Source organism: Maritimibacter fusiformis (genome assembly GCF_008086115.1).
Lineage (GTDB): Bacteria > Pseudomonadota > Alphaproteobacteria > Rhodobacterales > Rhodobacteraceae > Muriiphilus > Muriiphilus fusiformis.
On the sequence record NZ_VSIY01000003.1, the window covers coordinates 28,080 to 44,394 of the forward strand.

Below are 16,315 nucleotides of genomic sequence, written 5' to 3' on the forward strand. Positions count from 1 at the left end.
CGCCAATGCCATGCGCGCCGATGTCGCGGAAATGTAATCGGGCGCACGGATGGCCGGTCTTGTGTCGGTTTTCCCACAGGGCGCCACATCTGGCAGGTGGGCGATAGCCTGTCGGCGCAAATCATGCGATAATCTGGGCATTGAGCAGGAGTAGCGATCAAATGAAAAAAACAATGAAATCCGTTCTGCTGGCCTCGGGGTTGACGCTCGCCGCGATCGCCCCGGCTGAGGCCCAGGGCTTCGAAGGCGCCTATGCCGGGATCTACGCCGGCACATCGTTCAGTTTCGTCGGCTGGATGGGCGGCGTGCAGGCCGGCTACAACTTCGCCTTTGCCGGCGACGCGATCGCGGGCGTCGAGGGGGACGTGTTCGTCACCAACGGCGGCCAGGTCTGGGGCACGGCGGCGGGACGGCTGGGATATGCGCTCAGCCCGGAGATGATGCTGTTCGCCACGCTCGGTGCGGGCACCAACGGCGCCAACACCTACTACCAGATCGGCGGCGGCGGTGAATTCAACGTGACCGACCAGGTCTATCTGCGCGCCGATCTCGACCGGCTGCGGCAATTCTCGGGCGGCGTGCCGATCTACTACGGCAAGATCGGCGCCGGCTACCGGTTCTGAGCCGGCCGCGCCGACCGACCTCGGCACAACCGCCGCCAATCGGGTGGCATCGCCCGGCCCCACTGGCCGGGCGCAGGGATTCGTGACACACTGGCGCCAACCACGGAGGTGCCCCGCATGCGCATGCCTGTCAGACCCGCAATCGTCGCGCTCGCCCTTTGCCTTCCGGCGGCGCTCAACGCCGAGACCGCGCGTTCGTGCTGGCAACCCGGCACGGCGGTCGGTCTGTTCGACTGGGCCGGTTCGCCCTCGACCACCTGCCGCGACGGCACCTGGACGCGGGCCGGGGCCGGGACCACCGCCCCCAAGCCCGCGCCTGCCCCGGCGAAGACGCGCGCAGCGTCCGCGCCCACGGGTTTCAGCTTTTCCGGTGAGGTCTATGTCGGCCTCGCCTGGGCGAAGTGACAACCCGATCCGCACGCGTCACACCGCGACGAAAGCCAACACCGACAGCGCCACAGACACCGCCACCGGCCACAGGAACCCCGCGCCGTGGCGGCCGAACGAGCGGTGGATCACCGAGAAATGCAGCACCGCGCCGACCACGTAGAGCGCGAGCAGCGCCAGCACCGCCGGATGCCCCAGCGCCCCGCCGGGCCGCCCCAGCAACTCGAAGAACCAGCCCCAGCCCGTCACCAGCGCGATTCCCGACCACGACACCGCCATGCCAAGCGCCAAGGGCGTCGCGCGCACCGCCCAGAGCCAGAAGAACGTTGCCGCGATCATCGCGGCCATCGCGGCAATCGCGCCGTAGACCAGCGTGAACACCGCCGCGAACCCTGCCAGTTCATGCGCCGCCGCCAGCGTCGCGCCGACCAGCACGATCAATGCCAATGCCTGTTTCATCGGGCCAGAACCTCTCTCACCGCGCGGTCGAGCGCCGCGGCCGCCCGCCTGTTTCGTTTGATCGCCTCGTCCAGCCGCGCCCCGGCCAGACGGCGGCGCAACCACCGGGTGGCGCGTTTCAACCGGCCCATCACCGCACCCCGTTCCCGGCGGGCAGACGCTCGCGGATGATGGTGGTGATCTCGATCAGGATAGACGAGTTCTTGTCGAGCACGGCCCGCGTGGCCTGGTCCTTTTGCAGATCGCGCCACAAAAGGTAGAAAACCAGAACCACCCAGGGCCCGTGCTCGGCCACCAGCGAGACCAGGAAATCAGGCGCCATTGCCGGCCCGCCAGTCGTCCAGCGCCGGGTTGGCATCGCCGGCCGCCGAGGCCCCGGCCTCGAGCGCACCAAGCGCGGCGAGGTTGCGCGTCACCATCGATGTGCGCAGCATGGTCTGGGTCAGCGCGCGCTGGAACTCCTGCCCCTTGAGCTGGTGGCGCGCGCCGAAATAAAAGCTGACGATGGCGCCCATCAGCCACCACAGCGGCTCGGGCACGAGGGCGAGGCCCTGCATCCGGGCGGCGAACCAGATCGGGTCGGTCATCGCGGCCAAGAACAGCCCCAGCGTGCCGATCGCCAGCGCCGGGCGCGGCAGCCGGTTCAGCCCGTCCATCAGCCGGTCGAACCAGCCCCGCCGCTCTCCCGTAAACTCCGCAGCGAACTCGGCCAGCGCGGCGGCGCGCCAGTCGGCCTCGCGGGCCGCACCCGCTTCGGTGTTTTCGAAAAACACCTCGGCGGTTTCGCGCACCACGTTGCGGCCACCGCCAAAGAGCGCCCCCAGGATCGTGCCGATCAGTCCCATGCCGCCACCCGGGCGCGATGCTCGGCCTCCGACAGGTGATATTTCGGATCGATCATCGCCTCGGCGCGCAGGATCCAGCCGCCCTTGCCGCCATCGCGGCGACGGGCGTATTTGCGGCTGGCGGGGCGCTGATCGGCCAGCCGGTAGTAGTAGTTGCGCCGGGCGATGCCGTAGGCGTCGGCGATATGGCCGGGGGCGGCGCGCGCGGCGGCGCGTGCGGCGGCGATGGTTTCCGGCCCGATCAGCCCGTCGACGGCAACGCTTTGTCCCATCTCGCCCAGCATCCGCTGCAACAGCCGCACCGCGTTGGCACCGGCGTTGATATACATGTCGAACACCCCCGGATGCAGCGCCTCCGGCAGTGCGGCGATGCCCGGAGCCTCGAAATAGTGCCGGATGAAGATGTCGCGCGCCTGCGCGCGGCTCAAGGCGCGCACATCGGCGGTGGTGACGCTGCCGTCGCCGTCCAGATCGAGGCCCAGCCGGCGCATGGTGTGGATCGTCACGCCATGATTGGTGGCGCCGCCCGGATCGTCCGGGTCGTTCACATAGCCGCCCTCGCGGGTGAGAATCTCGTCGGCAATGTCGTGAATGGTCTGCATCGGCCTGCCCCTTTTCGCGGTTTGGGGCAGGATGACGTATTCAGGTTAACGTCTTTGAAAGCATGCGTGCGGTAGGGTTAGGCGGGGCTCAGTCCTCGATCTCGACCACCACCAGATCCCGCTCGGAGGCACCGCGCGCATGATCGAGCGCGGCCTGGTATTCGTCCGAGTGATAGCAGGCCTCGGCAGCCTCCAGGCTGGGGAATTGCGCCACCACCTGGCGGGCGTGATCGCGCCCCTCAAGCTGGACGTAGCGCGCCGAGCGGGCGATGAAATGGCCGCCGTGAAGCGCGATGGCGGGCCCGGCCAGTTCGGCGTATTTGCCGTAGGCCTCGGGGTCGGTGACGGTCACATGGGCTATCCAAAGTGCGGGCATTCTATCCTCCGATCAAGGTTTCAACGGCGGCGATGGCAGCCGCGGCATTGGCGGCATCCTTGCCACCACCCTGGGCCAGGTCGGGGCGGCCACCGCCGCCCTTGCCGCCCAGTTCGGCCACCGCGGCGCGCACCATGTCGACCGCCGACAGCCGCCCGGTCAGGTCGTCGGTGACACCGGCGGCCACCGCCGCCTTGCCCTCGACATCCGCGATCAGCAGCACCGCGCCCGACCCGATGCGCGCCTTGTGTTCGTCGATCAGCGGCGGCAGGTCGCGGCCCGAAACCCCGGACAGGGATTGCGAAATGAAGGCCACCCCGTTGATCTCCTTCGGTTTTTCCTCGGCCTGATTGCCGCCGCCGGCCATCGCCAACTCGCGGCGCAACTGCGCCACCTCGCTGGCCAGCGCCTTGCGTTCCTCGGCCAGCGCGCGCACCCGGTCGACCAGGTCGGCGGGCTGGGTCTTGAGCACGGCGGCAACTTCGGACAAGCGGCGCGCCTCGGCCTCGAGATGCGCGAAAGCGGCCTTGCCGGTCAGTGCCTCGACCCGGCGCACCCCCGCCGAGGACGCGCTGTCGCCCAGGATCACGCACAGCCCGATATCGCCGGTGCGCCGCACATGCGTGCCGCCGCACAACTCGATCGAATAGGTCTGCCCGTCGGTCCCCTTGCCGGTCGCCGCGCGGCCCATCGACACCACCCGCACCTCGTCGCCGTATTTCTCGCCAAAGAGCGCCTGCGCCCCGATCTCGCGGGCCTCGTCCGGCGTCATGATCCGGGTCTCGACCGGCGCGTTCTGGCGGATGTAGGCGTTGACCTCCATCGCCACGTTATCAAGCTGTTGCCGGGTCAGCGCCGAGGAATGGCTGAAGTCGAAGCGCAGCCGGTCGGGGGCATTGAGCGAGCCGCGCTGCGCGACATGTTCGCCCAACTCCTGGCGCAACGCCTCGTGCAGCAGGTGCGTGGCCGAGTGGTTGGCGCGGATCGCGGTGCGGCGCAGGTGGTCGACCGCCAGTTCCGCCCCCTGCCCGCGCCGGATCTCGCCATCCTCGACTTCGGCGTGGTGAAGGAACACCCCCGCCACCTTGCGGGTGTCGGTGACGCGCGCATTGCCGGTCTCGGTGCGGATCAGCCCGGCATCGCCGACCTGGCCGCCGGCCTCGGCGTAGAACGGCGTCTGGTTAACCACGATCTGCACGCTGTCACCGGCCCGGGCCACGTCGGTTTCCGCCCCGTCGGCCACGATCGCGATCACCTGCCCCTCGGCATGTTCGGTGTCGTAGCCCAGAAACTCGGTGGCACCGTGGGCCTCGGCGATGTCGTACCAGATGGTCGCATCCGCCGCCTCGCCCGACCCGGCCCAGGCGGCGCGCGCCTTGGCCTTCTGCTCGGCCATCGCCGCGTCGAACCCGGCGACATCGACCGCGCGGCCCTTTTCGCGCAGCGCATCCTGCGTGAGGTCGAGCGGGAATCCGTAGGTGTCATAGAGCTTGAACGCGGTCGCGCCGGGCAGATCGCCTTGGTCGGGAAGCGCGGCCAGTTCCTCGTCCAGCAGCTTGAGCCCCCGGTCCAGCGTCGCCTTGAACCGGGTTTCCTCGGTCAGAAGCGTGTCCTCGATCAGCACCTGGGCGCGGCCCAGCTCGGGATAGGCCTGGCCCATCTGGCGCACCAGTTCGGGCACCAGCCGGTGCATCACCGGGTCCTGGGCGCCCAGAAGATGCGCGTGCCGCATCGCCCGGCGCATGATCCGGCGCAGCACGTAACCGCGGCCCTCGTTCGACGGCATCACCCCGTCGGCAATCAGGAACGAGGTCGAGCGCAGATGGTCGGCGATCACCCGGTGGTGCACATTGCCCGCGCCATCGGGATCGGCACTGGTGGCATGGGCCGAGGCCTCGATCAGCGCGCGCATCAGGTCGGTGTCGTAGTTGTCGTGCTTGCCCTGCAACAGCGCGCCGATCCGCTCCAGCCCCATGCCGGTGTCGATCGACTGCATGTCGAGCGCGCGCATCGAGCCGTCCTCGAACTGCTCGTTCTGCATGAAGACGAGGTTCCATATCTCGATGAAGCGGTCGCCGTCCTCGTCGGGGCTGCCCGGCGGGCCGCCCGGGATATGCTCGCCGTGGTCATAGAAGATCTCGGTGCAGGGGCCACAAGGGCCGGTCGGCCCCATCTGCCAGAAGTTGTCGCTGGTCGGGATGCGGATGATGCGCTCATCCGGCAGGCCCGCCACCTTCTTCCAGATCGCCGCCGCCTCGTCGTCGGTATGGTAGACCGTGACCAGCAGCTTGTCGGCGGGAATGGCGAAATCCCGCGTCAGCAATTCCCAGGCGAAATGGATTGCCTGGTCCTTGAAGTAGTCGCCGAACGAGAAGTTGCCGAGCATCTCGAAAAAGGTGTGGTGGCGGGCGGTATAGCCGACGTTGTCGAGGTCGTTGTGCTTGCCACCCGCACGCACGCATTTCTGCGCCGTGGTGGCGCGGTTGTAGTCGCGGTGCTCGACGCCGGTGAACAGGTTCTTGAACTGCACCATGCCCGAGTTGACGAACATCAAGGTCGGGTCGTTGCGCGGCACGAGGGGCGAGCTGTCGACGACGCGGTGCCCGTTCTGTTCGAAATAGGTCAGGAAGGTGGATCGGATGTCGTTCAGGCTGGCCATGTCTGTGTCGGTTCCGGCGATGGATTGGCGCCCCGTCGGGCATGGCCCCCGGTTTAGAACCCGCGTTCGCGACTGTCCACAGCAGATGGCGGACCGGGATTGCCGGGGCGGCGTTTTCGATACGCCGCCCCGTCAGAAGATCGGCCCGGCGGATCAGGCCTCCATCAGGTCGTCGCCGGCATCGCCCTTGTCGCCGTCCGGCGCGTTGAAATCCAGCCCGTGGGCAGCGCGGATCTTGTCCTCGATCTCGAGCGCCATCTGCGGATTGTCCTTGAGGAAGGTCTTGGCGTTCTCGCGGCCCTGCCCGATGCGTTCGTCGCCATAGGAAAACCAGGCGCCGGACTTGTCGACCACGCCGGCCTTGACACCGAGGTCGAGCAACTCGCCGGTCTTGGAAATGCCTTCGCCATACATGATGTCGAACTCGACCTGCTTGAACGGCGGCGCCACCTTGTTCTTGACCACCTTGACGCGGGTGGCGTTGCCGACCACCTCGTCGCGGTCCTTGACCGCGCCGATCCGGCGGATATCGAGCCGCACCGACGAGTAGAACTTGAGCGCATTGCCGCCGGTCGTGGTCTCGGGGCTGCCGAACATCACGCCGATCTTCATCCGGATCTGGTTGATGAACACCACCATGCATTTCGAACGGCTGATCGAGCCGGTCAGCTTGCGCATCGCCTGGCTCATCAGTCGGGCCTGCACGCCGACGCTGGAATCGCCCATGTCGCCTTCGAGTTCCGAGCGCGGGGTCAGGGCGGCGACCGAATCGACCACCACCATCGACACCGCCCCCGAGCGCACCAGCGTGTCGACGATTTCAAGCGCTTGCTCGCCGGTGTCGGGCTGCGAGATCAGCAGCTCGTCCAGGTTGATCCCCAACTTGCGTGCATAAAGCGGGTCAAGCGCGTGTTCGGCGTCGACGAAAGCGCAGACGCCGCCCTTTTTCTGCTCTTCGGCAATGCAATGCAGCGTCAGCGTGGTCTTGCCCGAGCTTTCCGGGCCGTAGATCTCGATGATCCGCCCCTTCGGCAACCCGCCGATGCCCAGCGCGATATCGAGCCCGAGCGATCCGGTCGGGGTCGCTTCGATTTCCTGCACCGGGTTGTCCGCGCCCAGCTTCATGATCGAGCCCTTGCCGAACTGCCGTTCGATCTGGGCCAGCGCCGAGTCGAGCGCCTTCTGTTTGTCGCCGTCGCGTTTCTTGTCCATGTCGAATATATCAGCCGTTGCCATTGTTCGGTTCCTTATTCCATACCCGGGGGCAGGCGGCAATCACCGCTCGTGTTCGCCTCTTGTTCTAGATTTCCCTTATGAGATCAAAATGCGAACATTGCAAGTGTTTCCCGTGCCCAGCCTAAGACGGAATTGGTTAACCGAAGGTTTCCGCGCCGAAAAAAAGCGACCGTTTGGCGTTCAGTGAAGCTGTCGGGAAACCGTTTGCGTCAGCTCCGACAGGGAAAACGGCTTGGGCAGGAACACGGAATTCGGGATTCGCGCCTGGTGTTCGCTGATCGCATCCTCGGAATACCCCGAAACGAACACCACCCTCACCCCCGGTCGGGCGCGCAGCGCCTCGGCGACCCAGGTCGGACCATCCATGCCTGGCATCACCACGTCGGTGACAAAGACATCGATCTCGAGGCTGGGGTCGTCCAGCCGGGCCAGCGCCGCCTCGGCGCTGTCGGCCTCGATCACCGTATAGCCGCGCAACCTGAGCGCCCGGGCGGCGAAGGCGCGCACCGCCGCCTCGTCCTCGACCAAAAGCACGTTGCCGCCCGCCCCGGTCCCCAGGTGCGTGGGCGCTGGGAGATCGCCATCATTCGGCGGGCCGGGGTCCGCAAGCAGGATGGGCGCTGCCGGGTCGTGGGCTTGATCGGGCTCGGAATCGGGGCGGTCGAGCACGGGCATCGCGGCTGCGGCCTCGATGTCTTCCAGGTCGGGCGCGTCAAGCCCGGCCATCGCCTCGGCCACACGCGCATCCTCGGCCCGGCTGACCGGCAGGTAGAGGGTGAAGGTCGTGCCCGACCCCATCACCGAATCGGCGAAGATGAAGCCACCCGACTGCTTGACGATACCGTAGGCCATCGACAGGCCCAGCCCGGTGCCCTTGCCGGCGCGCTTGGTCGTGAAAAAAGGCTCGAATATCTTGGCGAGGTGTTCCGGCGCGATGCCGTCGCCCTCGTCGATCACCCGGATGGTGGCGTATTCCCCCGCCGGCACCACGGCCTGATCGCGTTTGAGCGGGGCTTCGAGAAAGACGTTGTTGAGCACCAGCCGGACCCGCCCCGCACCCCCGACCGCGTCGCGGGCGTTCACCACCAGGTTCATCACCACCTGTTCCAACTGGCGCTTGTCGGCGCGCACCGGCAGGATTTCGGACTCGGCCTCGAAATCGACCTGGACCTTTTCGCCGACCAGCCGCCCCAGAAGATGTGTCAATTCGCCCATCGTTTCGGCCAGGTCGAGCTGTTCGGGGCGCAGCGTCTGCTTGCGTGAAAACGCCAGCAACTGCCCGACCAGCGCGGCGGCGCGGTTGGCGTTTTGCGAGATCTGGGTCAGGTCGCTGAAATCCGGGTCGTCGCGCTGGTGACGCAGCAGCAACAGGTCGCAGTGGCCGGAGATCGCGGTCAGCAGGTTGTTGAAATCATGGGCCACGCCCCCGGCAAGCTGACCGATCGCCTGCATCTTCTGGCTTTGCACGAACTGGGTTTCGAGCGACTTGAAGGCAGTGGCGTCGTTCAGAACCGCGACCACCGCCGGCCCGTCTTCGTCGCGAATCTGCTCCAGCGAGATTTGCAGGAACCGTTCGTCGGTGCGCGTCGCGCGCAGGGTTTCGGCGCGCCCCAGGTTGCGCCCGCTCCAGGCTTCGCGCAGCCAGTCCGAGACCGGGCGGCCAAGCCCCTCGACCAGGTCGGAAAGATGCTCGCCTGCCGGTCCGGTCTGGAGCAGCGCCCGGGCGCGGCGGTTGGCGCTCTGGATGCGGCCGTTCTTGTCGAGCTTGACCAGCGGCACCGGAAGCGCCTCGACCAGGCCCCATTCGTCGGGGTCGACGGCGGGGTGCTCGGGCGGCGGCAGCAGGTAGATCTCGCGCCGTCCCGCCGACTTTTCGGACTGGTGCAGCAGCACCCGCTGGGCGCCATCGGCACCGGCGATATGGTGCACCTCGCCGGGGCGCAGCGGCAGGTCGGTGATCACCCCCTCCAGCGTGGTCTCGCGCCCGCCCAGAACGCGGCGCAGCGCGTCGTTCATGTAGAGGATGGTGCCGGCGCGCGACACCACCATCATCGGCAGGCTGATCGATTCGCCGGCGCGGCTGGATGCGCCCGGGCCGGTGATATCCTCGATCCGCCACAGAAAGCCGCGGGCGCCGATCCGGTGCACCGATAGACGGATGCCGCCACCGCGCACCGCCAGATCCTCTTGCGCGGCGCCGATCGCGGCGGCGCGGTTCTGGAGCCGGTAGATCAGGGCGGCGGGGGCCGCGACGTGATCGTCGAGGAGCGCCACCAGCGTTGCCGCATCGCCCGGCCCGAACCGCGACCGGGCGGCGCCATTCAGGTGCAGGATCTGCCCGTCGGTATCGGTCGTGATCGAGGGGGTGGCGTCATCGGCGGTGAATTCGTCAAGAAACCCCGCAACCACCGCCTCGGCGCGCCTGTGACGGGCGGCGATGAGGCGCACGAGGACCAGCAGGGCCAGGAAAATCGCGCCGGTCGCGGCCAGCGCCAGCGCGGCCACCGGGTGCGGCGCGACCCAGGCCCCGGCGAGCAAAACCGCCGAGATCAGCGCAATGGGCAAGGCCCTTGGTGCAAGATCGAGCGCCGCCTGCGTGAGCGGTCGCGGTGACAAGGCGGAATGCGCCAATCCGGGCCCCCTGGTTCGATTCGGTCCGGTGCCATTAGACCGCATCCTCTCTTAATGGAGGCTTAAGCCCACGCGCCCGAACGGGGAGCGATTTTGACAACTTGCAGTTGTTCTACTTTCACTTTTCCAACCGCGTCAAGTGTGCGACGTAAAATCCGTCGCCACCGTCCAGCGGGGTAAACTGCCGTTCCGCCACGGTTTTCCACCCGGGATGGCGTGCATGGAAGGCGGTTATCTGGGCTTGGTTTTCGCGCGCCAGCAGCGAGCAGGTGGCATAGGCAAGCCCGCCACCGGGCGCCACGAAAGGCACGATTTCATTCAGAATTCCGGCCTGTATGCGGCAAAGTTCATCCAGACGCTCCAGCGTCAGATCCCATTTTCCCTGCGGCGCGCGGCGCCACGCGCCCGAGCCGGAACAGGGCGCGTCGGCGAACACCAGATCATGGCCGCCGCGCGCAGCCCCCGGCGCAAGGCGGTCGATCTCGACCCCGGCGCGGGCTGCGCGCGCTGGCAGGTCGGCCATGCGGCGCGGTTCGGAATCATGTGCCGACACCGCCGCCCCGAGGGCCGCGAGCGCGAGGCTCTTGCCGCCGCCGCCCGCGCAGTAGTCAAGCACGCGCATCCCCGGCGTCACCCCCAACAGGTCCACCACCGCCTGGCTGGCCACGTCCTGCAGCTCGACCAGCCCCGACTGATAGGCCCGGCTTTGCGCGACCCGGCGCGCGCCCTCGGTCACCTCGAGCGCAGTCGGGGACAGCGGGTGCGGCGTGGCAACGATGCCCTCTTCGGCCAGGGCTTCGCGCGCCTGCGCCCGGTCGGTCCTGGCAAGGTTCACCCGCAGGAACACCGGCGCGCGGTGGCGCAGGGCCTCCATGACCGGGGCGAAATCCGCGCCAAGCGCGTCCTTCAGCGGGGCAACCAGCCAGTCGGGGCAATCCAGCCGCTCGGCCTCGGACATCGCGCGCGCCTCGCCTTCGCCGGGGGCCAGCGGCGCGGGGGCGTAGCCCTGCCCGGTGAAGACCTCGCCCGGATCGCACCCGGCCGCCGTCAGCGCACCGATCATCAGCCCGCGCCCGGTTTCGGCCCCGCCAAGGGCGGCAAAGCTGCGACGGCAGCGGATCGCGTCGAACACATGGTCGCGGATCGCGGCGCGGTCTTTGGAGCCGGCATAGCGGTTCCTGCGCGCCCAATGGGTCAGCGCCTGCTCGGCATTGGCGCCGCCCAGCCACAGGTCGATCAGGTCGATGGCCGCCGCGACCCGGGCTTCGGGGGTCACGGGTTCACCTTAATATCGGCCCTCAACCCATTCATTTTCCTACCCGATACGGTAGTTCGGGCTTTCGCGTGTGATCTGCACGTCATGGACGTGGCTTTCCTTCAGCCCGGCCCCGGTGATGCGCACGAAATTGGCGTTCTTGCGCATGTCGGGCACCGTGGCGCTGCCGGTGTAGCCCATCGCGGCACGTAGGCCCCCGACCAGTTGGTGCACCACCGCGCCAGCCGATCCCTTGTAAGGCACCTGGCCCTCGATGCCCTCGGGCACCAGCTTGTCGGAGGCCGCGTCGGCCTGGAAATAGCGGTCGGCGGAACCCCGCGCCATCGCGCCGAGGCTGCCCATGCCGCGATAGGATTTGAACGACCGGCCCTGATACAGGATCACCTCGCCGGGGCTTTCATCGGTGCCCGCGATCATCGAGCCGACCATGGCGCAGGATGCGCCCGCCGCGATCGCCTTGGCGAAATCGCCCGAGAACTTGATGCCGCCATCGGCGATCACCGGGACCTCGCCCGCCGCCTCGGCGCAATCCATGATCGCGGTCAGTTGCGGCACGCCGACGCCGGCCACCATCCGCGTGGTGCAGATCGAGCCCGGCCCGATCCCGACCTTGACCGCATCCGCGCCCGCGTCGATCAGGGCCCGCGTCGCCTCGCCCGTGGCGACGTTGCCGGCGACCACCTGCACCTCGTTCGACAGCCGCTTGACCCGCTCGACGGCCAGCATCACGCCCTCGGAATGGCCATGCGCGGTGTCGATCACGATCAGATCGCAGCCCGCGTCGATCAGCGCCTCGGAGCGCTCGAACCCGGCGTCGCCCACGGTGGTCGCCGCCGCCACGCGCAGGCGGCCAAGCTCGTCCTTGCAGGCGGTGGGGTTCAGCACGGCCTGTTCGGTGTCGCGCAGCGTCAACAGCCCGGTCAGGCGGCGATTGCCGTCATGCACCAGCAGTTTCTCGATCCGCCGCGCCCGCATCAGGCTCTTGGCTTCCTCGAGGTCGGCGGGCTCGGCCAGCATCGCCAGGTTGCTGGTGGTCATCATCACATGCACCGGCGTGCTGTCGTCCTCGGCAAAGCGCATGTCGCGGTTGGTGAGGATGCCGACAACGCGGCCTTGTTCGTCGACCACCGGAAAGCCGGTGAAATTGTAGCGGTCGATCAATTCCCTGGCGTCGGCCAGCGTCTGGTTTGGGGTCAGCGTCACCGGGTTGTAGACGATACCGCTCTCGAACCGCTTGACGCGGCGCACCTCGCGGGCCTGCTCCTCGATGGACAAGTTGCGGTGAATGACCCCCATGCCGCCGGACTGGGCCATGGCGATGGCCATGCGCGCCTCGGTCACGGTGTCCATGGCAGAGCTCAGCAGCGGGATGTTGAGCCGGATCTTGCGGGTGACATGGGTGCGGGTGTCGGCGGTCGAGGGCAGCACGCGGCTGGCGGCAGGAACCAGCAGCACGTCGTCGAACGTCAGAGCCTCACGAATCCTCATGGCAGCCTCCTTTGAAGCTTCGTTTGGCGCTTCCCTATTTCACGCATGGGGCGGTTTGGAAAGGGTCTTCGGGCATTTTCCGGCCCGCTTTTGCCGGGCAGGGTCGACAAACCGCCCGGCGCGCGCCCACCATGGCGCAGCGGCGCCGGCCCGACCGGCGCGGATGTGGAAAGGACGATGCCATGACAGACGATATCGGCGCGCGGTTTCGCGCCCTGCACCGGCCGCATGACCCCTTCATCCTCGCCAATGCCTGGGACCGGGGCTCGGCCCGGATGCTGGAGGCGCTGGGAGCCGAGGCCATCGCCACATCGTCGGCGGCGCATGCCTTCACGCTGGGCCGCCCCGATCTGGGCCATGTCAGCCGCGACGAGGCGCTGGCCCATGCCGAGGACATGGTGGCCGCCGTCAACCTGCCCGTGTCGGGCGATTTCGAGAACGGCTATGGCGCATCCCCCGAGACCTGCGCCGAGACCGTGCGGCTGGCTTGCGAGGCCGGGCTGGCGGGGATCTCGATCGAGGACATGGACCTGCCCGAGGGCGTGCCCTACCCGCGCGACCTGGCGATCGAGCGCATCCGCGCCGCTGCCGCCGCCGCCCGGGCGCTGCCGCGTGATTTCGTGCTGGTGGGGCGCGCCGACGGGGTGATGCACGGGAAATACGACCTAGACGAGGCGCTGGCGCGGATGGCGGGCTTTGAGGCGGCGGGGGCCGATTGCCTCTATGTGCCGGTGCCGGGGTCGCTGGAGGCGCAGGCGCGGGTCTGCGCGGCGACGCGGCTGCCGGTCAACGTGCTGGTCGCGGGCGATTTCGCCTCGGTGCCGCAATCCACCTTCGCCGGGATGGGCGCGGCGCGGCTGTCGCTGGGCTCGGCGCTGGCGCGGGCCACGCACCGGGTGATCGCCGATGCGGGCCGCGCGATGTTCGGTGACGGCGATTTCACACCGCTCACACGCAGCATCGCGGGGGCAGAGGTCGACCGGATGCTGAGCCGCGATTAGAGCGTCACGTTGACCTCGCCGCCGTCGATGAGGATGTTCTGGCCGACGATGAACGCGGCCTGGCGCGAGCACAAAAAGGCGCAGGCGGCGCCGAATTCCTCGGGCGTGCCATCGCGCCCGACCGGGTTGCCGGCGACGCGCGCGGCCTTGTGCTCCTCGGGCGTGATACCTTTCGCGTCGGCGTTGTGCGCGTCCAGCCCCCTGATCCGGTCGGTGTCGTGCGAGCCGGGCAAGAGGTTGTTGACCGTCACCCCGGCGCCCGCCACCTGGCGCGACATGCCCGCGACATAGCCGGTCAGCCCGGCGCGGGCGGAATTGGACAGGCCAAGGGCGGCCAGCGGCGCCTTGACGGCGCGCGAGGTGATGTTGACCACCCGGCCCCAGCCCCGGTCCATCATCCCCGGCACCAGCGCCTTGATCAGCGCGATCGGGGTCAGCATGTTGGCATCGAGGGCGGCGATGAAATCGTCCCGCTCCCAATCCGACCATACGCCCGGCGGCGGCCCACCCGCGTTGGTCACGAGGATGTCGACCGCGCCCGCCACCGCCAGAACCGCGGCGCGGCCTTCTCCGGTGGTGATGTCGGCGGCGACTGTCTCGACCGTGACGCCGTAGCGGTCGCGGATCTCGGTCGCCGTGGCCTCCAGCGCCTCGGCCCCGCGCGCGTTCAGGACAAGGTGAACGCCCTCGCCAGCCAGCGCCTCGGCACAGCCGCGCCCCAGCCCTTTGGACGACGCGCAGACCAGCGCGCGTTTGCCTCTGATACCGAAATCCATCTCCGCCTCCCGTGTCCGACTGCCCGTGGACTAACACCGCAGCCTCGATTCGCCCATGCGCCCGTCGCGCGCCCGGCAACAATGCGCGGTGCCGGCCGCAATTGCGCGCGAAACGGCGACAACCCGCTGGCGAGGCCCATGCCACGTGGCAACGATGCCCGCCAAGTTGCGGAAATCATTGACCGGACCGGGGCGCGGCGGCTAGTGTCTCCGAGTCAGCGGTGGGGGTCGCGGGCGGGAGTTGCAATGTCATTTCAACCAACTCATGTGGACGCGCCGGTCCGCCAACTGGCGGTGTTTCCGGCTGAATGTTTCCGTGTCCTGCGCGGCGCCAACCAGGGCGACGCGCTGGGCGACGCCAGCGAGCTGGTGCATGACGATGTCTATGAACTGGATGCCAAGGCCCGGCCAAGCCGCCTTGGCCTGGCGATGGCCCAAGACGGGCGGAGCTTTCACATCGGCCGCGACAGCGCCCTGGGACAGCCCGGCGCGCCGGTCTATCTCGACAGCCTGCTGACCTTCATGGGCAGGGGCGGCACGCTGGAGGCGCTGGTGTTCGTCGAGGTCGACCCGGCCTCCAGCACCATTGCCCGCGTCTACCTGCACCCGCTCGACCGGATCAGGCCGAAATCCGACTATGCGCTGGTCACCATCGACCGCGAGGGCGCGGGCGCGCGTCTGGCCGCCTCGGCGATGGTCGCCTTCACCCGCGGCACGCGGATCAGCATGGCGGACGGGCGTCAGGTGCCGATCGAAGAGCTCGGCGCGGGCGACAGGGTGCTGACCCGCGATTCCGGGCCGCAGGAAGTGCGCTGGATCGGGATGCAGACGGTGCGCGCCACCGGGGCTTTCGCCCCGATCACCATTGCGGCGGGGGCGCTCAACAACGACCGCGCGCTGGTGGTCAGCCCCAATCACCGGCTGTTCATCTACCAGCGCATCGACGCGCTGGGGGCCGGGCAGAAGGAAGTGCTGGTCCGCGCCGGTCTGCTTGTGAACGGCACCACGGTGACGCAGGAGCCGGGCGGCTTTGTCGACTATTTCCAGATCCTGCTGGACCACCATGAGATCCTCTATGCCGAGGGCATCGCCGCCGAGAGCCAGTTCCTCGACACCGCGACCCGCCCGGCGCTGCCCGAGGAGGTCACGCGCCGGCTGAAAGCCGCCACGCCCGACAGCGCCCCCCTGCCCGGCCGCGAGTTGAGCGACCGGGACCTGGCACATCGCCCCGACGCGGCGGCGATGCTGAAACGGGTGTCGATGCTCTGAGGCGCCTACTCGCGGGCGACGATCATCTCCATCTGCGCGTCGTCGGGCCTCACCCCGTCGATGAGCACGGCCTGGCCAAATCCCTGGTCGCCCCGCGCGCGGAGATAGGCACCGTCCGGGCCGTGGAACAGGCCCCAGAGACCCCCGTTGAGCGTATAGACATGCTGCGCGGTCGTGATGTCCCCGGCGAAGTCGGCGTAGATGTTCTTGGTGTTTTCCAGCCGCCCGTTGGCCAGCACCAGTTGCCCGGCAGCGGGCTCCCAGTCTTCAAGGCCCTGGAAGCTGGGGTCGTCGAGATCGGCGATCAGGAACTCGGCCACCTCGAAATCGTCCATCGTTCCCGTCACACTGGCATCGCCGAAATCGACGACCAGATGGGCGTCGCCCAGGATGGCGGTGCCATCCCGATAGATCACGTCGCCGCCCTCTTCCTCGGGCAATTGGCGAACGAAGCCATCTTGCAGAAAAAAAACGCGACGTTGCCCGCATAGCGCGCCTCGCCGTCCGCCGGCACGCCGTCGTCGGGGTCATAGTCCGGCAGGTCTTGCTCAAGCTCTGCCAGCGCTCCGGCCTTGGCGCCAAGGTCCGCCGGATCGATGCCGGTGAGGACGCAGGCGGAGGTGAAGGTGAGGGCGCCGAGGGCGGCGGCGGTGGGGATCAAGCGCATGGGAAATCCTCGCAAGGTGG

At 68.2% G+C, this 16,315-nt stretch carries 18 protein-coding genes; 4 read left to right on the top strand and 14 right to left on the bottom strand.

Annotation, left to right across the window (positions count from 1 at the left end; genetic code table 11):
- Positions 1–173: 173 nt before the first annotated feature.
- Together FVF75_RS00865 and FVF75_RS00870 are read left to right on the top strand one after the other, a co-directional pair.
- The gene (locus tag FVF75_RS00865; protein ID WP_148375859.1) at positions 174–623 is read left to right on the top strand and encodes an outer membrane protein; all 450 of its coding nucleotides are present in this window, start codon (positions 174–176) and stop codon (positions 621–623) included.
- Positions 624–746: 123 nt separating this feature from the next.
- Positions 747–1,028, top strand: coding sequence for a hypothetical protein (locus FVF75_RS00870; protein ID WP_148375860.1), 282 nt, complete (start codon positions 747–749; stop codon positions 1,026–1,028).
- Positions 1,029–1,046: 18 nt separating this feature from the next.
- Here the strand turns inward: FVF75_RS00870 and FVF75_RS00875 are convergent, their stop codons facing one another.
- The 11 genes from FVF75_RS00875 to guaB form a co-directional block, all read right to left on the bottom strand.
- Positions 1,047–1,469 (bottom strand): hypothetical protein, encoded by a 423-nt coding sequence (locus FVF75_RS00875; RefSeq protein ID WP_148375861.1) that lies wholly within the window; start codon positions 1,467–1,469, stop codon positions 1,047–1,049.
- Positions 1,466–1,600, bottom strand: coding sequence for a hypothetical protein (locus FVF75_RS17805; protein WP_281289555.1), 135 nt, complete (start codon positions 1,598–1,600; stop codon positions 1,466–1,468). Before FVF75_RS17805 ends, FVF75_RS00875 begins: the two co-directional genes overlap by 4 nt.
- Positions 1,600–1,791, bottom strand: coding sequence for a hypothetical protein (locus FVF75_RS00880; protein ID WP_148375862.1), 192 nt, complete (start codon positions 1,789–1,791; stop codon positions 1,600–1,602). Before FVF75_RS00880 ends, FVF75_RS17805 begins: the two co-directional genes overlap by 1 nt.
- Positions 1,781–2,314 (bottom strand): holin family protein, encoded by a 534-nt coding sequence (locus FVF75_RS00885; RefSeq protein WP_148375863.1) that lies wholly within the window; start codon positions 2,312–2,314, stop codon positions 1,781–1,783. The genes FVF75_RS00880 and FVF75_RS00885 overlap by 11 nt, the downstream gene beginning before the upstream one ends.
- Complete coding sequence (locus FVF75_RS00890; protein WP_148375864.1) at positions 2,305–2,916, bottom strand: holin-associated N-acetylmuramidase; 612 nt, start codon at positions 2,914–2,916, stop codon at positions 2,305–2,307. Before FVF75_RS00890 ends, FVF75_RS00885 begins: the two co-directional genes overlap by 10 nt.
- A gap of 88 nt (positions 2,917–3,004) precedes the next feature.
- Positions 3,005–3,292 (bottom strand): DUF1330 domain-containing protein, encoded by a 288-nt coding sequence (locus tag FVF75_RS00895; RefSeq protein WP_148375865.1) that lies wholly within the window; start codon positions 3,290–3,292, stop codon positions 3,005–3,007.
- A gap of 1 nt (position 3,293) precedes the next feature.
- Positions 3,294–5,951: an alanine--tRNA ligase gene (alaS, locus tag FVF75_RS00900; protein ID WP_148375866.1), complete on the bottom strand. Its 2,658-nt coding sequence runs from the start codon at positions 5,949–5,951 to the stop codon at positions 3,294–3,296.
- A gap of 153 nt (positions 5,952–6,104) precedes the next feature.
- Entirely contained in the window at positions 6,105–7,187 is a 1,083-nt protein-coding gene (recA, locus tag FVF75_RS00905; RefSeq protein WP_148375867.1) for a recombinase RecA, read from the bottom strand.
- A gap of 180 nt (positions 7,188–7,367) precedes the next feature.
- Positions 7,368–9,863, bottom strand: coding sequence for a hybrid sensor histidine kinase/response regulator (locus FVF75_RS00910; RefSeq protein WP_148375868.1), 2,496 nt, complete (start codon positions 9,861–9,863; stop codon positions 7,368–7,370).
- A gap of 73 nt (positions 9,864–9,936) precedes the next feature.
- A complete protein-coding gene (locus FVF75_RS00915; protein ID WP_148375869.1) occupies positions 9,937–11,094 on the bottom strand; it encodes an RsmB/NOP family class I SAM-dependent RNA methyltransferase in 1,158 nt (385 codons plus the stop codon).
- A 39-nt stretch (positions 11,095–11,133) separates the two neighbouring features.
- Entirely contained in the window at positions 11,134–12,582 is a 1,449-nt protein-coding gene (gene guaB / locus FVF75_RS00920) for an IMP dehydrogenase (protein WP_148375870.1), read from the bottom strand.
- 182 nt (positions 12,583–12,764) lie between these two features.
- Between guaB and FVF75_RS00925 the strand changes: the two genes are divergently transcribed.
- Positions 12,765–13,583, top strand: a complete 819-nt coding sequence (locus FVF75_RS00925; protein ID WP_148375871.1) for an isocitrate lyase/PEP mutase family protein — start codon at positions 12,765–12,767, stop codon at positions 13,581–13,583.
- Here FVF75_RS00925 and FVF75_RS00930 read toward each other — a convergent pair.
- Complete coding sequence (locus tag FVF75_RS00930) at positions 13,580–14,359, bottom strand: SDR family oxidoreductase (protein ID WP_148375872.1); 780 nt, start codon at positions 14,357–14,359, stop codon at positions 13,580–13,582. The two genes, FVF75_RS00925 and FVF75_RS00930, sit on opposite strands and share 4 nt — an antisense overlap.
- Before the next feature lie 267 nt (positions 14,360–14,626).
- Here FVF75_RS00930 and FVF75_RS00935 point away from each other — a divergent pair, with 267 nt between their 5' ends.
- Positions 14,627–15,628 (top strand): Hint domain-containing protein, encoded by a 1,002-nt coding sequence (locus FVF75_RS00935; protein WP_246137961.1) that lies wholly within the window; start codon positions 14,627–14,629, stop codon positions 15,626–15,628.
- Positions 15,629–15,633: 5 nt separating this feature from the next.
- Here the strand turns inward: FVF75_RS00935 and FVF75_RS00940 are convergent, their stop codons facing one another.
- Together FVF75_RS00940 and FVF75_RS00945 are read right to left on the bottom strand one after the other, a co-directional pair.
- The gene (locus FVF75_RS00940; protein WP_187392944.1) at positions 15,634–16,068 is read right to left on the bottom strand and encodes a hypothetical protein; all 435 of its coding nucleotides are present in this window, start codon (positions 16,066–16,068) and stop codon (positions 15,634–15,636) included.
- Positions 16,041–16,295, bottom strand: a complete 255-nt coding sequence (locus FVF75_RS00945; RefSeq protein ID WP_148375875.1) for a hypothetical protein — start codon at positions 16,293–16,295, stop codon at positions 16,041–16,043. The genes FVF75_RS00940 and FVF75_RS00945 overlap by 28 nt, the downstream gene beginning before the upstream one ends.
- Positions 16,296–16,315 lie beyond the last annotated feature (20 nt).

Coding starts and splice junctions, on each gene's coding strand:
- FVF75_RS00865 (WP_148375859.1), top strand. CDS start 174: ATGAAATCCGTTCTGCTGGCCTCGGGGTTGACGCTCGCCGCGATCGCC.
- FVF75_RS00870 (WP_148375860.1), top strand. CDS start 747: ATGCCTGTCAGACCCGCAATCGTCGCGCTCGCCCTTTGCCTTCCGGCG.
- FVF75_RS00875 (WP_148375861.1), bottom strand. CDS start 1,469: ATGAAACAGGCATTGGCATTGATCGTGCTGGTCGGCGCGACGCTGGCG.
- FVF75_RS17805 (WP_281289555.1), bottom strand. CDS start 1,600: ATGGGCCGGTTGAAACGCGCCACCCGGTGGTTGCGCCGCCGTCTGGCC.
- FVF75_RS00880 (WP_148375862.1), bottom strand. CDS start 1,791: ATGGCGCCTGATTTCCTGGTCTCGCTGGTGGCCGAGCACGGGCCCTGG.
- FVF75_RS00885 (WP_148375863.1), bottom strand. CDS start 2,314: ATGGGACTGATCGGCACGATCCTGGGGGCGCTCTTTGGCGGTGGCCGC.
- FVF75_RS00890 (WP_148375864.1), bottom strand. CDS start 2,916: ATGCAGACCATTCACGACATTGCCGACGAGATTCTCACCCGCGAGGGC.
- FVF75_RS00895 (WP_148375865.1), bottom strand. CDS start 3,292: ATGCCCGCACTTTGGATAGCCCATGTGACCGTCACCGACCCCGAGGCC.
- alaS (WP_148375866.1), bottom strand. CDS start 5,951: ATGGCCAGCCTGAACGACATCCGATCCACCTTCCTGACCTATTTCGAA.
- recA (WP_148375867.1), bottom strand. CDS start 7,187: ATGGCAACGGCTGATATATTCGACATGGACAAGAAACGCGACGGCGAC.
- FVF75_RS00910 (WP_148375868.1), bottom strand. CDS start 9,863: ATGCGGTCTAATGGCACCGGACCGAATCGAACCAGGGGGCCCGGATTG.
- guaB (WP_148375870.1), bottom strand. CDS start 12,582: ATGAGGATTCGTGAGGCTCTGACGTTCGACGACGTGCTGCTGGTTCCT.
- FVF75_RS00925 (WP_148375871.1), top strand. CDS start 12,765: ATGACAGACGATATCGGCGCGCGGTTTCGCGCCCTGCACCGGCCGCAT.
- FVF75_RS00930 (WP_148375872.1), bottom strand. CDS start 14,359: ATGGATTTCGGTATCAGAGGCAAACGCGCGCTGGTCTGCGCGTCGTCC.
- FVF75_RS00945 (WP_148375875.1), bottom strand. CDS start 16,295: ATGCGCTTGATCCCCACCGCCGCCGCCCTCGGCGCCCTCACCTTCACC.